Origin of the sequence: Anaerococcus lactolyticus ATCC 51172, assembly GCF_000156575.1 — a bacterium.
Classification (GTDB): domain Bacteria; phylum Bacillota; class Clostridia; order Tissierellales; family Peptoniphilaceae; genus Anaerococcus; species Anaerococcus lactolyticus.
Map to the genome: position 1 here is coordinate 442665 of NZ_GG666044.1, position 21841 is coordinate 464505.

Consider the following 21841-nt stretch of genomic DNA (forward strand, 5'->3'; position numbering starts at 1 on the left):
CAAATTAAAATACCTCAACCGAGGTCTTTTTTATAATTTCAAATCATCTATACAATAATATTTCCATTTGCGTCTGCTGGTTTTAATAAAGCTGCAATTAGTTCTATAAGGGCAACAAAAGCTGGAATAAATGTCCAGACAAATATAAGATATAGAATGCCAGAACCAATTTTACCTGCATAAAACTTATGAGCCTTCATAAATTTTTTTAACAAAAAAATCTTGCCTAACTTCCGCAAGATTTCTTTTTTGCTTTTCTGCTTAAAATTATTAATAAAATGCCTAGGACTATGGTGGTTATTATACTTCCCTCGACTCCAAAGCCTCCTCCTGAGATTAGGTCGGGACCCTTTAAGTTTGTGGTGAAGTAAGTTACTCCTACTGACTTATTGCCGGAGACTGTTATGCCGTAGATGTTAGCCATGGTCATGTTCCAAATAGAATGGGTGGCTCCTGCCATATAGATTGAGCCTTTTAGGTAAAATATTAATGAAAACACCAGACCTAGCAAAAAAATATTTATAAAGGACATGACGCTAATGCCTGCATTTCCTAAATGAAGGATCGAAAATATTAGGGAGTTGGCTATGATTGCGAGCCCTATCTTGCCAAAAGCTGACATTTGGTTCATCAAAATTGCCCTTAGGAGAAATTCTTCTTCAAAACCTTGGAGCATCCAAGCTGGAACAAAGAGCAAAAAGATTTTAATGTTAAAGCCTGCTGGATTTTTCCTGATTTCTGCAAAGCCTGTGACTTTTAAGATTAGGACTACGATGGTTAGGAAAAAAAATCCTAAGAGTATGCCTTTCCCGTAGTTTATAATTTTATTCTCATCTACAAGTCCCAAGGATAAGTTATTTCTTTTTAAGATTTTTCTTGCAAATATGTAGGCTAAAATTAAAGTTAAGGCTGTGGCATAAATTATCAGCAAGAAAGACAAGTTTTCTTTGTCTATAACTGTAAAAAACTTGTCTATAGGCTCTATATTTTGTCTTAATTTTATGATTATCCCCAGCACGTATTGGGGAATTATTACCAGAAGTGAAAGGATGACGGTAATAATTACCGGATTTATATTACGGGCTGTTTCTGTCTGTTTTATTGATCTATTTGCTATCATTTGACCAAATCCAAGGCACCACCAATTATGCCATTTATAAAGTCTCTCGACTCAAAAATTTCATAGCCAAAAAGTTTTTTCTTAAGAAATATTTTTGCATCAGTACTTTTTACTTCTGCCCCATCTTTTGATAACTCTCTCATGTAGGCCTCGTGTTGGTTAGCTTCTTCTAGGTGCTTAATCTTATCAAAACAAGTAACGTAGTTTACATTTGAAATCTTTAGTGTGACTTCCACACCCCCATCTATGTCAAGCTTGTTTAAAAATTTTATATCAAGGTTTTTAAAATTATTTCTTACAAACTCATCCTGTTTTTCTTCATCATCAGAATAAGATTTTTTTAGGACTTCAAAAATAACATCAAGCCTATCCATATTTGCTTCCATGAAGGCTGTATCGTCAGTCTTAATAGCTTTTTCTATCCTAGCCACAGTCCTTTCGACATTGTGAGATAAGCTCCTTACGCCAAAAAATATAGAGGCAGAAAGGAGAATAAAAATTAAAATATAAGGGCCAAAAGTCCTTCTCTTACGTCTTTTTTCCCTCACACGTTTCTTTCTCTCTCTGGTCTTAGGATTTTTATATTCTTTATTTTCACTTCTTTTGCGTCTATCCATAATTCCATCCTTTTAAATATTATACCATTTCTCTAATTTTATGATATGATAAATGTATGAAGTATGTGAAAAATAATTTAGCGGCAGGTCTTACAATCTTAGCTCTCATATGTCTAGTCTTTAAGGCCTTCATCGCTACAAGTCTATCAACTGATGAAAATTTAATAACAAGGGCACTAACATCTTATATAATTGCCTACCTAGCCTTTAAGATTTCTTTTATAGAAACAAAGAAAGTCGCCATCATGTTTGCCCCTCTTATAATCCATAGCCTGCTAGTGGCTTTAGTAGTTAGGGGAGGTTTTTCTGCAAAAATCCCTAGCGACCTTATACAAATCATCACCAGCCTTTATAAGCTGATGGTCATGGTAGGAGTATTTTTTATCCTAGAACTAATCTTTAATAAACTTGTAGGCAGCCTAGCAACATCAATAATAGGAGCCTTCTCTCTGGGCCTTTACCTTCTAATAATTTTTAGCAAGAGGCTTTATAATCTTGAACCCTTTGAAGATTTCTTCCTATATTTTAGTTTCTATGTAATGGCAATCAGATTAAGATCAGCTTCAAGGCTCAATCCCGCCCTTTTAATCCTTGCTATAATCATGCTCATAGGAGAAGTCTACCTAAAGGAATTTTATTTAAAATTCGATTATGGATTTTTACTAACAATTTTCCCCCTAGCCTACCTAATCCTAAAGACCGTAACCCAAGAAGCAACCATGGGCTTTTTAGACTACCAAATCTTTACCCTTGTTTATATCTACCCTGCTATATTTGTGATAATTAAGCTTGGCTTTGATATAGAAAGTCTCGCCATTTCAATTATAGCTATCCTCGCTTCGTATATAATCAGCGAAATAATTTACAAGATAAAAAATAAATATCTTTCATATTTGCTTTTAGGCATAAACTAGAAACGCAGACACCCTAGCCTGCGTTTTTTTAAATAATTTCTTTAAGAAACATTGCTATAGCAACTACAGCTATAGTTTTGATTATAGATAAGGTTTTGTCTGTGCCATATTTTTTCAAAAGAAATTTTGACAAAAACTCCATTATAACAGTGACTATCAGAGTAATTATAAAAATTTTTATATATCTCATTTCCCCTCCTTCTTCTATATCCTATTATATCAAAATACTTATTTTAAGCAAAAGAAAACCCCGACTAGGTCGGGGCAAACAGAATTTTTATAGGGGAAAGTATTTTTATTTGTTTGAAGCCTTCTTAGCTAAGTCTATATTTGCCTTTAATTTTGCTAATTGGTCTTCTCCGGTAATTGCTCCTACCACATCTTCGCCGACAATATTTCCATTTTTGTCAACTACGATTGTAGTTGGGTAAGCAAATACATGGTCTAGGTATTTTTTGATTTCGCCATCATTTTTAACACCAAGAGCTTGGTAGGTTGGTTTGTTTTCGCCAACTATTCTCTTGAAGGCGTCCATAGTTGATTGGTCATACTGAGCATCTGTACAAAGTGTTAGGAAGTTTACCTTTTTATCCTTTTTGAAATCGTCAGCAATTTTGTTTAATTCTGGCATTTCATCTATGCAAGCAGAGCAACCTGTAAACCATAGGTTAATTACTGTAGCGTCATAATTTTTGAAGTCTTCGTTGGTAAATTTTTTGCCATCTTGGTCTTTTGCTTCAAATTTTCCTAGTGTATTTGGTTTTTCGCCTTCTACCTTTGGTTCTTCGATTGGAGTTGTTGTATCCTTTGTAATTTTAGCTCCTTCTGGAAGTTCAGCTTGGCTTATAGCTTCTTGTGCAACATCTTCTTTTGTTTTTGCTTCTTCTTTTTTTCCACATCCTGCTAACACTCCTGCTAACATTAATGCAAAAATTATTTTATTTTTCATTTTCTTCTCCTTTTTTTCTTATAAATTCACTAATGATGGCCTTAGTTGGACAGGCCTTAACACAATCTCCACACCTGATACATTCTAAATGTGTAGTTGACTGTCTTATATCTACATCCATCTTACAAACTCTCGCACACTTGCCACAAGATATACACTTATCCTCGTTTAACTTCAATTGATAAATTGAATACTTATTAAAGAGCGAATAGAAAGCTCCCAACGGGCAAATCCACTTGCAAAATGGTCTGAAAAATCCGATAGATAGGATGATTGTAAGTACCAAGATTACAAACTTGAACCTAAATAAAGGTCCAAGGGCTGCTCTTAAGGATATGTTTCTTGCCGCAAGGGGAATAGCCGCTTCCATAATACCTTGAGGGCAAAGGTACTTACAAAAATACGGAGGTACAACTTCAAATTTCCCTTTTAGGGCAAAGCCAATCCCAACTAGGATTCCAGTGAGGATTATATATTTAATATACCTGAGTACCTTTAATTTTTTTGTTGAAAATTTCTTGCTTGGAATCTTATGAAGTAGGTCTTGGAAAAATCCAAACGGACACAAAAATCCGCATATAAGTCTACCGAAAACCACTCCAAAAAACATAATAAGACCCACAACATAAAAAGAAAATTTATATTTTTTTGATCCTATTACTGCCTGAAGACTTCCTATTGGGCAAGACCCTGCAGCACCTGGGCAAGAATAACAATTTAGCCCTGGTAGGCAGGCCCTTTTGCCGGCTCCCTGGTAGATTTTTCCCTTCAAGAAATTATCCAAATGAAAATTGTGAGCGATGGTGGATAGAGCTTGGATGATTATTTTTTTGTAATTTTTTAACTTATCCAATTCCTATACACTCCAAACACAAATTAATCGCCTTCATAAATACTGTATCAACCTCTTTCCTATAGATCCCCAAGCCAATGAAGGCAAGGCTCAGAGCTAGGAGGAGGTATGTTTTTCTTTTTCTCATCTTTTCCACCTTTTCTTTCATTAGCTACATTCTATCAAAGTCTTTGTTAAATTCCAATAAAGACTTTGTTAAATTTTTATAAAGACTTTGGGATTTTTACAGTAAAGATTGAACCCTTAGGCTCATTATCTGTAATTTCAATAGTCGCTCCCAACATATTTGCTATAGTTTTTGATAAAGACAAGCCTATGCCAAAACCTTCCTGGCCTCTTGATGAATCAATTTGATAGAAAAGTTCAAAAATTCTTTCCTTATCAGCCTGAGAAATTCCCACACCTGTATCGGCAACTATTATTTGCACCATATCCTTAACTTGCTTGGCAGAAATTTCTACCTTTCCACCCGGATTATTATACTTAATAGCATTTTCAACTATATTAAAAACCAACCTTTGAAGAAGACCATCATCAGTTACAAGGCTAATATTAGTATCTTTTACTATAAGATCAATTCCATTCTCCTCGGCCTTATCCTCAAGGTCAAGGATGATTTCATCGACCAGTATATCCAAGTTTACATCAACAAATTTAAGCTTAGATTTTTTTCGCAAGGATAAGATGGCATCAACAAGCCCATTTAGCTTACTAACATTGCTATCAAGCACCCTTAGCATTTTTCTTGCATCCTCGTCATCGGTCTTTTGCCTAAAAACATCAAGCTGACTTTTCATAACAGCGATTGGCGTCCTTAACTCATGGGCAACATTTGACGAAAAATCCTTCTGTCTCTTGTAGTCGGCATAAATTTTTTTAAGCATCTTGTCAAAGGTCTGTGAAAGTTCAACAATTTCACTAGAGGTGTTATCGAGAATTACCAGATTTTCAAAACTTTCCGGCCTATCTATATCAACTTCCCCTAATTTTTTTTGAAATTTTTTTAGGGGAGCGAGGATTTTTTTTATGATAAAGGCAAAGGAAAGGGAGCCTAGGATTATTACAGTAGACATAACAAGAATCAAATAAACTGTAAAATCACTTAATGATTGGAGCTTGGATGAGTCAACAAATAGGACCATGGACCTATCCATCGAACTCATATTTTCATTTATATCTTCAATTACTGCATCAATTACCATAGCCTGTTTGCGGTTAATTAGATACATACTAGCAAGGAGCATGATTATAAAAATCACCACAACAGCCAGAATCAACTTGAAGACTACCGAATCATAAATTTTCTGTTTCATGAATCCTATAACCCTTACCAATTACATTTTCAATTAAATTCTTACCACAGGCTGACCTTAATTTTTTCCTAAGCGATGACATGTGGACCCTAACTGTATTTGAAAATCCATCTGCATTTGAATCCCAAACGTGTTCGATAAGTTCTTCTGCAGATATAAAACGCTCTGAATTTAGGAACAAGTATTCTAATATCCCCGTTTCCTTGACTGTAAGTGGAATAATTTTGCCACCATAAGACGCCTCTCTTTTTATAGTATCAAAACTTAAACCCGACATATTTATTACTGTCGACTGGTGGATTTTCTTGCCCCTCAAGTGTGAACGCATCCTAGCATCAAGCTCTTTTAAAGCAAAAGGCTTAACCATATAATCACTCGCACCGAGGTCTAGGCCTTTAACCCTGTCTTCTATATCAGACCTTGCAGTTAGCATGATTATAGCAATTTCCTTGTTAAATTGTCTAATAGACCTTAAAACTTCAAACCCATCCTTACCTGGTAAATTCACATCCAAAATTATTAGGTCGTAGCTTTCTACAAAAGCCATATCAATTGCATCATCACCATTGCTCGCCTTATCTGTCACATAACCCATAAGGGTGAGCCCCTCAGCTATGGAATCTAATAAGTCTAATTCATCTTCAACTATTAATACCTTCATATCCTTACCCTTCCTTGAAAGTAGTTTGTTTCATCTTGATTATATCACAATACTATTAAATTATGGTTAAGATTTCTTGCTTGGTGTTAAATTTGTTATTCTCAAATTTTTTTCTAATAATGTAAAATCATAGGTCTTAAGTGTAATTTTGATTGTGATGGGTATAAGTATTGTAAGATAGAGCCTAAGATTCACTTTAAAATAAGAAGAATTTTGCATGGAGGTAAATTTGTGAAAAGTAAAAAATTAATCTTGATATTAGCAACAACCTTAGTTTTAGGTGCATGCGGCAACCAAGCGGTAAAACCAAAAGAAGAAACTAAACAAGAAGAAAGTCAAACAACTGAAAACAAGGGTGTCAAGGAAGTGAAAAACACCAAAAAAGATGCTGACGAAAATTCACTAATAGATCCAGACAGAGATCCAATACCACAAGTACCTACAAATCCAGAAGAAGCAGTAAAAATCTTCCACGAACACAAATTCGGTGATGGAACCGTAGGATCTATAAATATATCAAAACTAAAATTAACATTCTTTAACGAAGCCTTAGATTACGAAATAGAAGGATTCAAAGATGGCAAAGAATATAAACTAAAAATTGCAGATAATGGAAAAATCGTAGAAGAAGAAATCGATGAAGATGATGATACAAACAAATTAGCCCTAGATTTCAATAAAATTATCCCAGCAACAGAGGCCATGGAAAAAGCCCTAAAAGGTCAAGCAGAAAATGCCTGGGTTGTAGAATACGAGCTAGAAATAGATGATGGCAGGGCTGTTTATGACATAGATATAGAAAATGGCGATGATGTCAAAATAGATGCAGCAACAGGCGAAATAATCAAATAATTTTAAAATAGGCCCTCGGGTCTATTTTTTATCTTTATTTTCCAAATTTTTACTTTTATTGATAGGTTTTTGCATTAAACTTTAAAATTTGTAAAATTTTCCCTCTTTGGTATAGTCATACATGTAAATAAATTAAAAAGAGGAAGTACATATGAATAAAAAATTATTAGCACTACTTCTAGCAAGCACTTTTGTTTTCGCTGGATGCAATCAAAATAAAACAGAAAACAAAGAAGAGACAAAACAAGAAGAAAAGGCTGACACCCCTACTGAAGAAGGAAAAGAAGAGGCTAAGAACGAAAATAATAAAGAAAGCGAAGCTGAAATTGTTCTTCCAAACAACAAGGTAACACTTAAGGCAGCAAGCTATAAGTTTGAAAGTCATGTTGGTGGCGCACCTTACAAGCTCACAGAAGTCACCTACGAAGAAGAAAACGGCGAAGCTTTCTACACTTTTGAAGGTGAGAAAAATGGCGATGAATATAAGCTAAAGGTAAACGCCAACACAGCAGAAACAAGCGATGCCGAAAAGGAAAAGAAGGATGACAAAGAAAATCCTGTTGATCTTGGAAAGTCAATCCCACCAGAAGAAGCTATGAATATAGCTCTAAAATCAAACGGTGGTGGCAAAATCAAGGAGTGGAAACTAATCAACGACGGAGACGGCGAGAAATACGAAATCGAACTAGAAGACGGCAAGGAAATTAAAATCAACGCCATAAACAAAAAAATACTATAAGTAAAAACCAGGAGCTTGGATTAATTTTTAATCCAGGTCCTGGTTTTTTGTTTTCATTTTGAGATATGGCAAATTTGAACTTATCCTAAGGATTTTTACTCAATTCATCCTTAAGGTCCTAGGATTTAAAGCCTGATTTTTCAAATTAATACGAATCTTAGCTTGCATTTACCAAATTTCATTTCCTAGCTTTTTTCTATTTTTAATCTTCAATTTCTCCCAACTTCTTTAGGATGTTTTGAGATTTTTCTATGATATTATTAGCATTTTCCACAAGTTTTATTAGTTTATCTCTTACTGGAGCCACTTGTTTTGGGGCATTTTCTAATAAAAACTTAGCAGATTTAATTGCTATCTTATTCTCCATCATAGCCTCTTTGAGCTGATCTATATATTTTTTCAAATCTCTCTTTTGGCTAGAATCCTTTGTGCTTCCACCTTGTGATGTTCCATATGTGCTGTGAGTTCTTTGTTTACCAGCAGGTTTTTTATTGCCTGAAGGTGCTACTGGATTGGTTTCCTTCTTATCAGCTGGACTAGACTTTATAGGCTTATCCTTGTTTTCCTCTAGGGCAGAGTTGATTTTATTAATTACCTTTTCTAATGGCCTGAAGGTGTTGTGCCAGTAATCTTCTGGAACAGGTTGATCGTAAGTTGTAGGTACCTTTCCGTCAATAGTTAGTCCCTTGGTTTCATCAAATTTTATTTTATCAGACCCAAGAGCCTTTCCAGGTTTTTTACCATTACCACCTCTGATATAGGCTTTGGCTACTGAAATAGTACCAGTTCCAGACACACCATTTCCGCCCTGTCTTTCTATGCCTTCACCTGCTACAGCAACAAGTTTGCCCTTGCCAGTTATCTTTCCACCTTTTAATATAAGAGCGTCTCCACCTACTTCTGTTAGGTGGTTTATACCTCCACCATATAAATATAAGGATGATTTTTCACCTATTTCTACTTCTCCATTTGGACCAACTTCTAGGGCTGGTTGTCCGTGTTTTGAATGAGTAGCAGCATGGTCTCCCCTTACATAAACTTCACCTTCTATTTTCGCCTTGCCTTCAACTTTTATTACTGGCTTGTCATTTGTATTTACAAGTTTGCCTTGACCAAGCCAGTTAGTGTTTGAATAAATAGAAGATTTGCCAAGTATAGCTCCATCCTTAAGGACGATTTGGCCTGAAATTGATGCTCCATCTGTGATTTTATTATTGTATGGGTTATAGTTTACATTTATTTTTCCACCATTAGATACTTCAATCTTGCCAAAGACTACTGAGTTATCTAAGTTTAGAACTCCTCCGTCTTTGACAATTATTTTTACAGATCCAAAGATTTTCATATTCTTGAAGGTTAGGTTTGCTCCCTCGCCCACAACTAGGGTTTGACTTGGTTCTTCTAGAGTTTCAAAACCTAGCTCACCATAAACGTCCTTTTTATGAGAACCAAACCAAGCCTTTAGGCCCTTTGGAACATTTACTTCCTTGCCAGAGTCATTAAATTTTGTGACTCTCCAAGGTCTCATATCCCACATATATTTTCCGTCTTTGGTCTGCCTAAAATTATCAGTAATTAAAAGGTCTTCTAGCTTATCTTTTCCTTCTTTGTAGACATGGCAATCCACCTTGTTGGAAATGATTTTCTTGCCGAAGACATCAGTTGCTTCTAGCCAAATTTGGAAAGTTCCTTCTTTGTTTACATCTCCGTTAAGGCTTATAGAGCCATAGTTGAATGTAGGCACAATGCCGGATTCTGGGTCGCTAATAACAGCCTTTATATTTGTAAATTCAGAGCCCTTGCCATCTAGTTTTTTCCAGTCTTCTTTCTTAGGTTCATCTTTGTCAGTGTATTTAACTGAAACTGAGTTAGGATTATTTGAAATTGACACGCTTCCACCAGTATAACCATCAATTTTTTTCTGACCAACTAAGAGCGAATCAAACTCACCATGAAGCTTAATTTTATAATTTATCTCTTTCTTATCCTTATTCTCAACAAGTTTGTTTCCATCATAAATATAATTATATTCTTTGCCAGCATAGGTTATGGAAAGTGTATGATTTTTACCCAAAGCTCGGATGCAAAGCTCGCCATCTTCTGAAAAAGCATATTTATCCCTTCCAAAAGTACCTGAAGGTGAGGATATTTCTGTTTGGACTACTCCATTAATAATAAGCTTTTCTAATTTAGACTTTTCAAACTTGCCCTTAGATAATTTTATTGTGTTTTTGAAAGGGCTTGAAGCATAAACAAAGCTTATATCTTTTTCTTCTGGACTCTCTCCCTGACTTTTGCCTGGCTCATCCTCTTTTCCTGCTGGGTCTGGCTGAGTCTTAGCCGAAATATTTTTAACCTTTAATGAACCCTTTTCTATAAAGCTGGCAGAGTCACTAGGATTAGCAACGGTGAAAGATAGTTCTTTATCCTTTGTCTTTATCACAACCCTATCGCCCTCAGCAAATTTAGCGAACTTAACACCACATCCATCAGCGTCATCACCCTTGTTTAGGTAATAAAGACCCTTATCAGAGATACCGCTACCAGATTTTTCTTTCCATTTTTTTCCATTAACTTCGATACTTTCAATACTTTTTACAAAATCATCATCCATCCTTATAGTGGTAGTCCTCAGACTAGTCTCAATCTTTTTTATATACTTACTAGCATCTTCTGTACCAGCTTGGCCATCAGGTTGTTTTTGACCTGGGTCTGGCTTTGCCCCACCCTTATTTATAGGCTCTTCGCTAATAGTATTAGGATCTATAATTCCTGAAAAGCCTTGGGGATCCTTTATCTTAAACTTAAGAGATACTGTATCTGTCTCTAAGGTAACCTTATCCCCAGCTTGCAAACCATAAAACTGGATACTATATTCATTACCATCTTCGTATATCCTGAGATAGTAAAGTTTTGTTTGAAAAGAATTACTTTTCTCGGTTTTTATGTAGGTTTCATCATTTACCTTAACACTTTTTATGCTCTCCAAAAAGTCCTTATCCATGTAAACTCTTTGAAAAGTTCCACCAGTAGACCTTTTTATCCTATTTTGACTTGCATAACTAATAATTGAAGAAGAGTCATAACTTATTACTCCTCCCTTGGTTGTTCCTGCCAAAACTGCACCTGACAAAGCAAGGCAAAGGGCTAATCTATATTTGTTTTTCATAATACTCCTTAAAATAATACATTAATCGTGATAACTATTATCACTATCAAAGAAATTATAAACCATTTTTAACTTAATTGCAAATATTTTACACTTTCCTTCGTATTTTGATTTATATTAATAAATTCAACTATCTTTATCAAAATTAATTTGAATCAGTAAATTTTGTGTTAAGAATTAAAAATATTATTAACTTATAAAGAGAAGTATCATATCAATTCTTATTAAAATCTCAATGTCCAAAGCTCATGAAACAATACTAAAATGTAAATTATTATAAATATATTAATAGATATTGCAATAAAAAACTCAGGATTTTACATTTAAAATCCTGAGTTTCTTATTTTCTCATTTCAAATATTGTCACTTTTATTTATACTTATATGTAAGCAATATATATTGTGTTTTATACTGCATAATTAAAATCAATAACTTTTTTATTAATTATAATTTCATGCCCTATTTTCAATAATCAAACTATCTTTTCACTTTAATATTTATAATCGATTTGTTCTTCATATTTTGATAGTATTTGAAGATTTAGCTCATCTCCGCCATCCAAATTAGCACTATAGAAAAACGGTAATACATCAACTGACTTATCTTCTAATGACATTGCTATTAAGCTTATGACCGTATTTAAAATCGAAGCGCCTATCACTGTAGAAGTAGGTGAAACTTTCAATCCATCTTTAATTTCAATTTCTGCATCCCCAATACTTCCATGATTATCAATAACAAGATCTGAAATTTCATAAAGCAATTTACCCGATTTGTCTCTTGATTTAGTACTCTTTGAATACGCTAAATTAGTAATACTTATAATTTTAGCTCCTTTTTCTTTAGCAGTTAGGCCCAACTCCACCGTTACTGGATTCCTACCAGATACAGAATGCAAAATTAAAATATCATCTTTACTTATTTTTCTAGTATTTGCCAATATTTTACCATATCCTTGCAGTCTTTCCATATTACTAGTTATAGTAATTGGCTCATTGCTTAAACTTAATTCTTTACCAAATATTGGATTTATAGTTATAAGTCCACCCGCTCTATAGAACATCTCTTGAGTTAAAATTCCCGCATGACTTGCACCAAAAATATATATATTCTGTTTATTCAATATTGCATCAACCATCATATTAGAAGCTTTTACAATATTTTCTTTTTCTTTAGATTCAACTTCGTTTAATATCTCTTTTATTCTATCAATGTACTCAAACACTAATTACCCCCATCTCTTAAAATACATTGCTTAATAGTGTTGATAAGAATCTAGCAATAGGTCCAAAGAAAGAGAAATCATTTCCTCCAAAAATCAACAACCAATTTTGTATAGTGTTTGAGAAGAATTTTACTGATATCCCCATTATGAATACCATTACAACTGCTGCAACTGCAGTACCAATAATTGATCCTCGTAACCCTCCTTGTCCTTCTCCAATAACAGCTGCTGCACCACACTCAAAAAAGCTAGTTATAACTAAAGGTACTAGAATGACACCAAATATACTGTAAATATTTGATATAACTATTAGAACAGTTGATACAATCATTGCAATTATGAAACCAATTATTACAGCATTTGGTCTATAATTAAATAAAATCGGACAATCAAAAGCAGGAATTGCATTAGGTATAATTTTTTCTGATATACCTTGGAATGCTGGTATAATTTGATTTATTAACATTCTTACGCCATATAACATAATCAATAGTCCAGCTCCAAAGCTTAAACCATTGCCTATCGCAACCATTACCAAGTTTTCACCTTCTGAAACCAAGTTAGGAGTTATTATTCCTGTAACTAAGTACATGATAACCATCATAATTCCGCCTGTAATTGAAATTTCCCTAAAAAATGATAAACTTTTTGGAACGTTTATATCTTCTGTAGATTTAGATTTATCACCTACTTTACTGGCTACAAATCCAGAAATCAAGCTTAATATCCCTGTAGGATGTCCTATCAAGAAAGATTCATCTTCTGTTGCTGCCCACACATATTTTCTCATTATCCATGGCATATAAGACCAATAAAGCGCAGATGATATTGCTCCAAATATTATTAAAGAAATCCCTGACAAACCTCCTTCAACTCCAGCAGCTACAAATATAAAAGGAAACCACCAAATCATGTGACCAGTTAAAAATATTGTCTTTACCCTAGTAAATCTTGCGATTAATAAATGTAGTGCAAGACCTAAAAACATTGATAAACCTACACTACCACCATAAGTGTCAGTAAAACTAACATCGTTTAGACCTTCATTTATAGCACCAGATGATAAAGTCTCCTGAAATGCACTGTTAATCGGAACTATAGAACCTACAAGCATGTCAACCCCTTTACTTAGTATAACCATGCCGAATGCAGCTGTAAGTCCTCCTTTAATAACTTCATCAATTTTTTTACCTTGGACGATAAGTCCCAATATTGATATTAAACCTAAAAGTACAGGTGGGTTTTTTAAAATATAGTCTGTTATAAAATTCATAATACTCTCCTATAATGTTGATAAATAATCTTCAATAGCATTTTTAACTTCTTCCTTGTCCATATATTTTTTTATTGGATATATAGGAATATTTTTGGATTTTCTAAGTTCATCTGCCAACTCATTACTAGTCAAAATAAAATCAGCCGATTCAGCTTTTGCAGAACTCAAATCTAAATTGTCTACATTTGCTTCTAGATTCAACTCCTTACAAACTTTTTCTATTGTCATTTTAAGAACCATAGAGGATCCAACACCAAATCCACATACTGCTAATATTTTCATCTTAATCACCTCCTTTTATGACATTTATTATTTCATTCTTATTTCCTTTTTTTATAATATTAAATTTTTGATTATCAGATAATATTTTGGTTATTTTCATTAAGTATTCTATATGAGATTTATTATCTAAAGCAGCTAGAAACAAAAACACCCTTACACTTTTACCTTTTAAATTTACAGGTTTTTTTAATATTAACATAGATAGTCCTATTTTATTTACGCTAATACCTGGTCTAGCATGCATTAAAGCAAAATCATCCGCTAAAACCATATACGGTCCATACTCATTCACCGCGCTAATCATTGACTGGACGTATTCTTCAGTAATGTAGCCTCCTTTTAATAGTGGTCCAACCCCAATATTTATAGCATCAATCCAATCATCTGCATTGTCTTTAATTTGTATTGTATTTTCATTTAATAAATCGACTAATTTCATCTATAAAATCCTTTCCACAAACTCATCATAATTACTAGCGTTTATCATAAAAGACAAATTACTAGGATCTAAAATATAATTATATAAGTACTTTAATTCATCAATATAAAACTTTTCTTTTTTATTTATTACTATTAAAAAAACAAATTTTACATTTTCTTTGTTCCAAATTATTTGATTCTTAAGTCTGAAAATAGCAACAAAAGATTTAAAATCCCCCTCTAATACTGCGTGAGGTATAGCTACTAGATTTCCGATATCTGTTGATACTGAATAATCATAGTTCTCTACCACATCTAATTTTTTATCAGTCATTTCCGAATTATTTTTTAAGATTAATTTTTGGCTAACATTAAAAAACTCTTCCTTGCTTGCAACATCAATATCAAAAAATAAATTTTTATTCAGAATATCTTTTATACTTCTTTCTGCGAAAACTAATGGCTCGTTACTGTATATAACTTTAGTTCCATCAACAACTGGAATTCCTTTTGTATCAACATCAATGTTAACAGTAGATATTATATAATCAGGGTTCTTTGATATAGCTAAGTCTAAATTGGACAACGGATAAACCCCTATTATATTTAAATTCTTGTATTGCTGTTCTATCTTCATTTTAACAATTTGCGATACACCTATACCGAAATTACATATTATGATAACGTTTTTTTTATCTTTTGAGCTAATCTTTGACGACATAAGATATATGGCTAGATAGGATACTTCATCCTCATCTATTTGTATATTGAAATGCTCATATATCATATCCTTTATTATCATTGCATCATTCATTTCTAGGATGAATTTTCTTTTTATTTCATTAACTAATGGATTTTTAATTTTATCATTTAATTCCATGCGATGTATTAATATTTTTAAATGAAAATTAATAGCTTTAATAAACTCATCATCAAAAGAATAAATATTAGAAGATGTTTTACATATCTTTGATAATGCCTCATCAACAATTTTATTTATTTTATAGTCTAAATCATCATACATATATTTATTAAAAATAGAATTTTCTGTGATGTATGCACAATCTTTTTTAGAGAGTTGGATTTTATGTTCAATGGCTAGTTTTTTATTTATATCTAAAATTATTGGATTTATATAACTTTGAGATAGATAAATAGAATATTCAGCTCTATAATAACTAACTAAAATCAAAGATATTAATTTTGAATAATCGTAATCAGATATCGTTATACTTCTGTCTATCAGTTCTTTACTTATTAGCTTCTTTATGATATCTATAGATGGAATGCCCGATAATTCAAGTAACGTATGATATAAAATATTATTTTTTACTACCATATAATTATCTACCAGATAATTTCTAATATCTTTTTCCAAACCATCAATATAAATTTTACCAGATACCATTAGCAGCTTAATATTATACTTATCTATTTTCTTTTTTAACATATTCAATTTTTGCTTTATACTAGATTCACTTAAATAAAATTTTAGTGCGAGGTCAGAAACTTTAATATTATCGTGTTCTACAATAAATAAAAATAATTGTTTGTAAATATCATTGTATTGTTTTAATTTTATAATTCTTATTATAGATTTTAATTTATTTTTATCGGTAGATATAAGTTTATACCCATCTTTAGACGAGTTTATTTTGTCCCCATATTTCTCAAGAAAATTAGATATTTTACGCAAATCCCTCAAAATCGTTCTATTAGAAACATTAAATTTTGTAGACAAGTCATTTGATTTGACGTCTTCCGCATTAATCAAAACATCTAAAATTTCTATTTCCCTATCACCTAGCATTTCCCATCTCCTAACTAAAGTATATAATATAATTTTAAATCTTTCAATTATACTTTGTCATATAATTACGACAGGTGACTATATGTGTTAATTTATTAATCAGTTATACTCACTCCTCAATATCTTATAGCAATCTCTATATTGAATATAATTTATAATAAATTTCAAAATGTAAATTTCGAATTCATTTGATTTTTTGTAACTATAAATGTATATAAGTAAAAATATTTTAATTTTATTATTAAAAAACTGGCCTCCGATATGAGTCGGAGACCAGTTTTATTTGCTTTTATAAACCTTTAGAACCTTACCTTTTCTATGGTAGATGCCTTAGCTTCTACTCAAAACTATTTTCATAAATATCAAAAAATCCTGTTACAAACTTTGCTTGATTCTTTTCTTCTGGAGTGCCAGTTTCTACCTGCCAACCATAGGTTTTGTAGTCTTCATAGGATGTTTCGCTTAAATCTTCTAGGTCAAATTCTTTTTGGATAAGTTTTATGCCGTCGGAGTATTTTTCTGTTAGGGCTTGGTAAGCTTTGTGAGGGTCTTTGAATACTGCCATACCATTCTTATCTGCCCCTATGTCAAATCTCTGATCTATTTCCAAATATTTTTCTACATCTACATTCCCCTGAATATTGCCTGTTCCTGCCTTGTATTCCTGGGTGGCAGGATTTTTGACTTTGCCTTGAGATGAGCAGGCTGTTAGTATCAATATTAGGGCTATGATTTTAATTATTTTTTTCATAATATCCTCCTCATTTTTGTTAATTAAATAATAACATGACTTAAAAAAAATACAATTACAAATTTTGTAAGTATTTGAAATAAGAAAATTTTCATTATTACTACTTTAAGTGTTAATATAGCAGTCGGCGACAAAAATTTTTAGACAATATGCAAAAAGGCGAGGATTTCCTCGCCTTTAGTTTTTTATTTATTTTTTGCCTTTGTTTTGAGAAGCTGTTTTTTCTTTTTCTTCTCTTCTCTTCTTCATTGAGTCGAAGATTCCGTCTACCATTGCATCCATGTCTGGTTCTTTTGCTTTCTTTAGTGAAGATACCATATCTAGACCTTCTGGTAGGACGTCCATTAGTCTCATTTCTTCGTCTAAGAATTTTTCCATTTTTTCTGCTGCTTGTGGAGCCCATGTTCCGTTACCGATGATTGATACTGCTCTGTTTTGTAGGTTTAGAGCTTTCATATCTTCTAGGTAGTTGAGCATTACTGGATAGATGCCTAGGTTGTAGGTTACTGATGCTAGGACGATGTTTGAGTATTTGAAGCTTTCTGCAATTAGAGTTGATACATGTGTGCTTGATACGTCTCTTAATGAGATGTTGGTCATGCCTCTTTCACATAGCTTGCTTGCTAAGGCTTGGGCTGCAAATTCTGTGTTGCCGTACATTGATGCATATACGATTAGAACACCTTCTTCTTCTGGTTCATAGGTTGCCCAGTGTACGTATTTGTCGATGATGTAGCCGAAGTTGTCTCTCCATACAAGGCCGTGTAGCGGGCAGATGTATTTAAGGTCTAGGCCACCTGCTTTTTCTAGAGCTTTTTGTACGAATGTACCGTATTTTCCTACGATGTTTGTGTAGTATCTACGTCCTTCGTCTAGGTAGTCTCTGTCCCAGTTTACTTCGTCTGCGAATAGTCTACCGTTGTTTGCGATAAATGATCCGAAGGCGTCTGCTGAGAATAGGACTTTGTCGTATGAGTCATAGCTCATTAATACTTCTGGCCAGTGTACCATTGGTGCTTCTACGAAGGTGAATTCGTGTTTACCAAAGCTTACTGTGTCGCCTTCTTTTACTTCGATGTATCTGTCGTCTACGTGATAGCCGAATTGTCTCATGAACATAATTCCTTTTTCAGAAGAAATTATTTTTAGGTTTGGATATCTTTGTAGCATCAATTCTATTGATGAACAGTGGTCTGGTTCCATGTGGTGAACGATTAAGTAGTCTAGGTCTCTTCCGTTTAGGACTCTTGCTACATTTACCATGTATTCTCTTGTGATTGCCCAGTCTACCGCATCGACTAAAACTGTTTTTTCGTCCATTAATAGGTAGGAGTTGTATGATACACCTTCAGGTATTGGAAATATATTTTCAAATAAGGCTAATCTTCTGTCGTCTCCACCTACATAATATAAATCATCTGTTACTTTTCTAACTGTATACATTATTTCCTCCTACTTACTTTCTATCTGCTGGGAATTCCATTTTAATGAATTCTTCTTTGGCTTCGCCAGAAACAGGTGATACCCAGCTGTCAGGAAGTTTGTCAAATGGAGTACCTGGCTCGATTCCTTGAGTTGGATCTCCTACTTTAGGGTCATATTCATAGCCTGAACCTAAGTCTACATAAATGTCTTCTTTTGGAGCCATCTTTCTTGGTTTGCTTCTCTTAATTTTTGGTTGGGCTGGTGCTGGTTTCTTTTCTTGTCCATTATCAAGTTCTTTGATTAATAGTGGAAGAATTTCCATAGCATCGCCTACTATACCATAGTCACAGTTGTTAAAGATGTGTGCGTTTTTGCTGTTGTTGATTGCAACGATTGTTGATGCGTCTTTCATTCCTTTTAAGTGTTGGCCAGCTCCTGATACACCTACGCCGATGTAAAGGTTGCCCTTAAAGCTTTGACCAGACATACCGATATACCTGTCTAGTGGAACGTATTTTAATGTTTCTGCTACTGGTCTAGATGATGAAATAGCTGCACCTGCTTGGTGAGCAAGTTCTTCTATTAGTTTCATGTTTTTCTTTTCACCTATACCACGACCTGCTACGACAACTCTTGATGCTTCAGCAATTGGTGTCATTGGGTCTATACCAACAGTAAAGTCATAACCATCTTTCTTTAGAGCTGCTACTAGGTTTTTAACTGCTTCTTTTGGGTCTCCTTCGAAGATTTCACCCTTACGAACGCCTGCTATTGGAGCAGCGCTACCTTTTGAACCAGCTCTTTGCATCTTAGGAGCACGTCCTACAGTGTGAGCACCAACTACTACTCTCATGATTTCGTTAGTACCTTCATAGATTTGTGTAATCTTAGCGTCTCTGAAGAATCTTTCTACATCAACACCCTTAATGAAGCCTGAACCACCGTAAAGTTGAACTGCTTCAGTTGTAATCTTCATTGCTAAATCTGATGCAACTTGTTTAGCCATAGCGGCTTCTGCAGAATATCTTTCATGATTTTCTTTAAGCTCTGCAGCAGAATAAATCATAAGTCTTGCACCACGTAAGTATGTTGCCATATCAGCAAGTTTAAATGTATTTCTTTGTAAGTGAGCTATTGGCATACCAAATTGTTCACGTTCTTTTGCATAAGCAAGGGCGGATTCATATGCACCTTGTCCAATACCTAGGGCTTGGGAAGCTATACCGATTCTACCACCATCAAGGGTAGCCATAGCTATAGCAAAACCTTGGCCTTCTTTACCAAGTAGGTTTTCTTTTGGAACTTTTACATTATCAAAATGCAATTCAGCTGTAGAAGATGATCTGATACCTAGTTTGTCATAGTGGTCAGAGAATGTGAAGCCTTCAAATTCTTTTTCTACGATGAAAGCTGAAATACCATGAGTACCTATACCAGGTGTTGTAACTGCAAATACTACATAAGTATCAGCCTTTGGAGCATTTGTGATAAAGATTTTTTTACCATTTAATATATAGTGATCGCCATTAAGAACTGCTGTTGTTTCTGTACCACCAGCATCTGAACCAGCGTTTTCTTCTGTTAGACCAAAAGCACCTATTTTTTCACCCTTAGCGAGTGGAACAAGATATTTTTGTTTTTGTTCTTCAGTACCGAAGGCAAAGATTGGCCAAGAACCTAAAGATGTATGAGCTGAGCAAATAACACCAACACCACCATCTACTCTAGATAATTCCTCTACTGTAATTGCGTAAGAAATTACATCAAGACCAGCTCCACCATATTCCTTTGGATATGGAATACCCATAAGTCCAAGTTCACCCATTTCCTTAACTATATCATCAGGAAATTCGTTTTTTTGGTCAAGTTCAAAGGCTATTGGTTTTACCTTCTCTTCTGCGAAAGCTCTGACTTTTTTTCTGAGCTCTTCGTGTTGTTCTGTTGTCTTAAAAAGCATATAATCCTCCTTACATTATTATCCTTATACTACTATTGTAGCCTTAAGAAAACGTTTTGTCAAATATATTTTTTATGACAAATATCTTATAAATTTGTTTGCCAAAACTCTCCTTTCTTCAAAAATAGCTAAAAGTTAATTGTCCTAATTAACAATCGTCTAGCAAGGTTAAAAAGCTTAACCAAACACATTTAAAACCTAGCTTTTAAAACACTTTTCTCACTATTATTTATATCCATTTTTGAATTTTTAAAACTTGTAAACCTATAATTGATTATAACTTTTTGAAAATTTCTGGTAAAATAAGAAAACTTGGAACAAAATAAAAATCTTTCTACAAATGAAGGCTTAAAATTTTTTTAAGTTTTATCTCTCAGCTTTGGGGTATAATATCACTAGAGGTGTAATATGAAAAATAAATTATTAAAACCAGTTATTTTATCACTCTTGGCCCTAAGCCTTGTAGGCTGTGATGGAAAACAAATGGGCTTAACAGACAAAAATGCAGAAAATCAAATAGTAGAAGCTGATGAAGATATGAATAAAGAAAACAAACCAGCAGAAGATAATATAGACAAATCTAAATTAGAAAATACCGAAGATAAAAAAGAAAATAGCGATAAGGATAAAAAGGAAAGCGAAGATAAAAACCTTCACACAAAAGACGGAAAATATGTCACAACCCTCATAGCCAAGCTAAAAGGCGAGGCAGATGACTATATCACATCTACAGCCTATGCCTACAAAATCGAAGATGATAAGCTAGTAATTTCAGGCTCCTTTGACTACCACGAAGATCCTGACAACTACGAAAAGGTCGAAGAAATTAAAAACGAAGAAGACCATAAGTTTGTGATTAATGACAAAACTGAATTTCAGGCTGTAGGAGGCATGGCCCCTGCCCAAAAATTCACCAAAGAAGACTTCCTCAAATACTTGGAGGAATGCAAGGATACTGGCCTTGCTTTGATAATCTATGTAGAAGATGGGATCGCAAAAACTGTAGAAATCTCATCATAGAACTAAGAAAAATCTTAAAATCTAAAACTCTTATCCCAGAAGCATTAATTTGCTTTTGGGATTTTTTTTGTAATTTTTAAATATTCTCACCATATTATCTTGATAAAGTAATAAAAGTATGGTAGAATATAAGTATCAATAAGTTATCTAAGTAAATAGATAATTAGAAGACGTGAGTGTGATTTTTCATAGAAAGGAATCCCTATGTTTGACTATAAAGAAAACGATTTTAGTTCGTTCAAGATGCTTTTCACCCAGCTAGGCTGTGCCGTTGGAGCTTATTCTAGTCTAGTTTTAAAAGATAAAATAATTTTAGTATTCCTTGCTTGTCTCGGTGCTGGTTTTCTACTTGGCACCTACTTGGATAAGAAAAAAGTTTGCTAAAATTAAGGATAATGAGCAAGACCTTCCTCCCTTTCAAGCAGATGATGCTTATAAAATTCTTTTAACTTATCTTGCCCATTATAAAAGGCCCTTATTAGGGGCCC

At 33.6% G+C, this 21841-nt stretch carries 23 protein-coding genes; 5 read left to right on the top strand and 18 right to left on the bottom strand.

Translation table 11 applies throughout. The features are described from left to right. Positions 1-47: 47 nt before the first annotated feature. Genes HMPREF0072_RS02035 through HMPREF0072_RS02045 form a run of 3 tightly spaced genes read right to left on the bottom strand, consistent with a single transcriptional unit; the run spans position 48 to position 1737 of the window. Entirely contained in the window at positions 48-215 is a 168-nt protein-coding gene (locus tag HMPREF0072_RS02035) for a TM2 domain-containing protein (protein WP_004827136.1), read from the bottom strand. A gap of 11 nt (positions 216-226) precedes the next feature. Next, positions 227-1120: a CPBP family intramembrane glutamic endopeptidase gene (locus tag HMPREF0072_RS02040; protein WP_004827138.1), complete on the bottom strand. Its 894-nt coding sequence runs from the start codon at positions 1118-1120 to the stop codon at positions 227-229. Next, positions 1117-1737, bottom strand: a complete 621-nt coding sequence (locus HMPREF0072_RS02045; protein ID WP_004827140.1) for a hypothetical protein — start codon at positions 1735-1737, stop codon at positions 1117-1119. Before HMPREF0072_RS02045 ends, HMPREF0072_RS02040 begins: the two co-directional genes overlap by 4 nt. A 56-nt stretch (positions 1738-1793) precedes the next feature. Here HMPREF0072_RS02045 and HMPREF0072_RS02050 point away from each other — a divergent pair, with 56 nt between their 5' ends. Then, positions 1794-2651 (top strand): hypothetical protein, encoded by an 858-nt coding sequence (locus HMPREF0072_RS02050; RefSeq protein ID WP_004827141.1) that lies wholly within the window; start codon positions 1794-1796, stop codon positions 2649-2651. A 28-nt stretch (positions 2652-2679) separates the two neighbouring features. Here the strand turns inward: HMPREF0072_RS02050 and HMPREF0072_RS11930 are convergent, their stop codons facing one another. The 6 genes from HMPREF0072_RS11930 to HMPREF0072_RS02070 all read right to left on the bottom strand — a co-directional run bounded on the left by HMPREF0072_RS11930 (position 2680) and on the right by HMPREF0072_RS02070 (position 6427). After that, on the bottom strand, positions 2680-2841 hold the full coding sequence (locus HMPREF0072_RS11930) for a hypothetical protein (protein WP_004827142.1): 162 nt from the start codon (positions 2839-2841) through the stop codon (positions 2680-2682). 105 nt (positions 2842-2946) lie between these two features. Beyond that, the gene (locus HMPREF0072_RS02055) at positions 2947-3600 is read right to left on the bottom strand and encodes a TlpA disulfide reductase family protein (protein WP_004827143.1); all 654 of its coding nucleotides are present in this window, start codon (positions 3598-3600) and stop codon (positions 2947-2949) included. Then, positions 3590-4453 carry a 4Fe-4S binding protein gene (locus tag HMPREF0072_RS02060; RefSeq protein WP_004827144.1) on the bottom strand — a complete coding sequence of 288 codons (864 nt, stop codon included), beginning with the start codon at positions 4451-4453 and terminating at the stop codon, positions 3590-3592. Before HMPREF0072_RS02060 ends, HMPREF0072_RS02055 begins: the two co-directional genes overlap by 11 nt. Beyond that, complete coding sequence (locus HMPREF0072_RS12570) at positions 4446-4580, bottom strand: CD1871A family CXXC motif-containing protein (protein WP_269319687.1); 135 nt, start codon at positions 4578-4580, stop codon at positions 4446-4448. Before HMPREF0072_RS12570 ends, HMPREF0072_RS02060 begins: the two co-directional genes overlap by 8 nt. Before the next feature lie 76 nt (positions 4581-4656). Then, positions 4657-5766, bottom strand: a complete 1110-nt coding sequence (locus HMPREF0072_RS02065; protein WP_004827146.1) for a sensor histidine kinase — start codon at positions 5764-5766, stop codon at positions 4657-4659. Next, positions 5747-6427 (bottom strand): response regulator transcription factor, encoded by a 681-nt coding sequence (locus tag HMPREF0072_RS02070; RefSeq protein ID WP_004827147.1) that lies wholly within the window; start codon positions 6425-6427, stop codon positions 5747-5749. Before HMPREF0072_RS02070 ends, HMPREF0072_RS02065 begins: the two co-directional genes overlap by 20 nt. Positions 6428-6658: 231 nt before the next feature. On the opposite strand from HMPREF0072_RS02070, the gene HMPREF0072_RS11045 reads away from it, so the two are divergent. Next, positions 6659-7279, top strand: a complete 621-nt coding sequence (locus HMPREF0072_RS11045; RefSeq protein ID WP_050755255.1) for a PepSY domain-containing protein — start codon at positions 6659-6661, stop codon at positions 7277-7279. Between the two features lie 151 nt (positions 7280-7430). Continuing rightward, on the top strand, positions 7431-8018 hold the full coding sequence (locus tag HMPREF0072_RS02080) for a PepSY domain-containing protein (RefSeq protein WP_004827149.1): 588 nt from the start codon (positions 7431-7433) through the stop codon (positions 8016-8018). A 202-nt stretch (positions 8019-8220) separates the two neighbouring features. On the opposite strand, the gene HMPREF0072_RS02085 is transcribed toward HMPREF0072_RS02080, so the two are convergent. The 9 genes from HMPREF0072_RS02085 to HMPREF0072_RS11230 all read right to left on the bottom strand — a co-directional run bounded on the left by HMPREF0072_RS02085 (position 8221) and on the right by HMPREF0072_RS11230 (position 20333). After that, positions 8221-11187 (bottom strand): hypothetical protein, encoded by a 2967-nt coding sequence (locus tag HMPREF0072_RS02085; RefSeq protein ID WP_004827150.1) that lies wholly within the window; start codon positions 11185-11187, stop codon positions 8221-8223. Between the two features lie 490 nt (positions 11188-11677). Further along, positions 11678-12412, bottom strand: a complete 735-nt coding sequence (locus tag HMPREF0072_RS02090) for an SIS domain-containing protein (protein ID WP_004827151.1) — start codon at positions 12410-12412, stop codon at positions 11678-11680. 16 nt (positions 12413-12428) lie between these two features. Continuing rightward, positions 12429-13685 (bottom strand): PTS ascorbate transporter subunit IIC, encoded by a 1257-nt coding sequence (gene ulaA / locus HMPREF0072_RS02095; RefSeq protein ID WP_004827152.1) that lies wholly within the window; start codon positions 13683-13685, stop codon positions 12429-12431. Between the two features lie 9 nt (positions 13686-13694). After that, the gene (locus HMPREF0072_RS02100) at positions 13695-13970 is read right to left on the bottom strand and encodes a PTS sugar transporter subunit IIB (RefSeq protein ID WP_039930963.1); all 276 of its coding nucleotides are present in this window, start codon (positions 13968-13970) and stop codon (positions 13695-13697) included. A gap of 1 nt (position 13971) precedes the next feature. Continuing rightward, the gene (locus HMPREF0072_RS02105) at positions 13972-14409 is read right to left on the bottom strand and encodes a PTS sugar transporter subunit IIA (protein ID WP_004827154.1); all 438 of its coding nucleotides are present in this window, start codon (positions 14407-14409) and stop codon (positions 13972-13974) included. Continuing rightward, positions 14410-16200, bottom strand: a complete 1791-nt coding sequence (locus tag HMPREF0072_RS02110; RefSeq protein WP_004827155.1) for a BglG family transcription antiterminator — start codon at positions 16198-16200, stop codon at positions 14410-14412. A 337-nt stretch (positions 16201-16537) separates the two neighbouring features. Beyond that, complete coding sequence (locus HMPREF0072_RS02115) at positions 16538-16951, bottom strand: hypothetical protein (protein ID WP_004827156.1); 414 nt, start codon at positions 16949-16951, stop codon at positions 16538-16540. A gap of 189 nt (positions 16952-17140) precedes the next feature. After that, positions 17141-18394, bottom strand: a complete 1254-nt coding sequence (locus HMPREF0072_RS02120; RefSeq protein WP_004827157.1) for an FprA family A-type flavoprotein — start codon at positions 18392-18394, stop codon at positions 17141-17143. A gap of 13 nt (positions 18395-18407) precedes the next feature. Further along, positions 18408-20333 carry an acyl-CoA dehydrogenase family protein gene (locus HMPREF0072_RS11230; protein ID WP_004827158.1) on the bottom strand — a complete coding sequence of 642 codons (1926 nt, stop codon included), beginning with the start codon at positions 20331-20333 and terminating at the stop codon, positions 18408-18410. A gap of 408 nt (positions 20334-20741) precedes the next feature. Between HMPREF0072_RS11230 and HMPREF0072_RS02130 the strand changes: the two genes are divergently transcribed. After that, positions 20742-21353, top strand: a complete 612-nt coding sequence (locus HMPREF0072_RS02130) for a hypothetical protein (protein WP_004827159.1) — start codon at positions 20742-20744, stop codon at positions 21351-21353. A 204-nt stretch (positions 21354-21557) separates the two neighbouring features. Beyond that, on the top strand, positions 21558-21737 hold the full coding sequence (locus HMPREF0072_RS02135; protein WP_004827160.1) for a hypothetical protein: 180 nt from the start codon (positions 21558-21560) through the stop codon (positions 21735-21737). Positions 21738-21841: the final 104 nt, after the last annotated feature.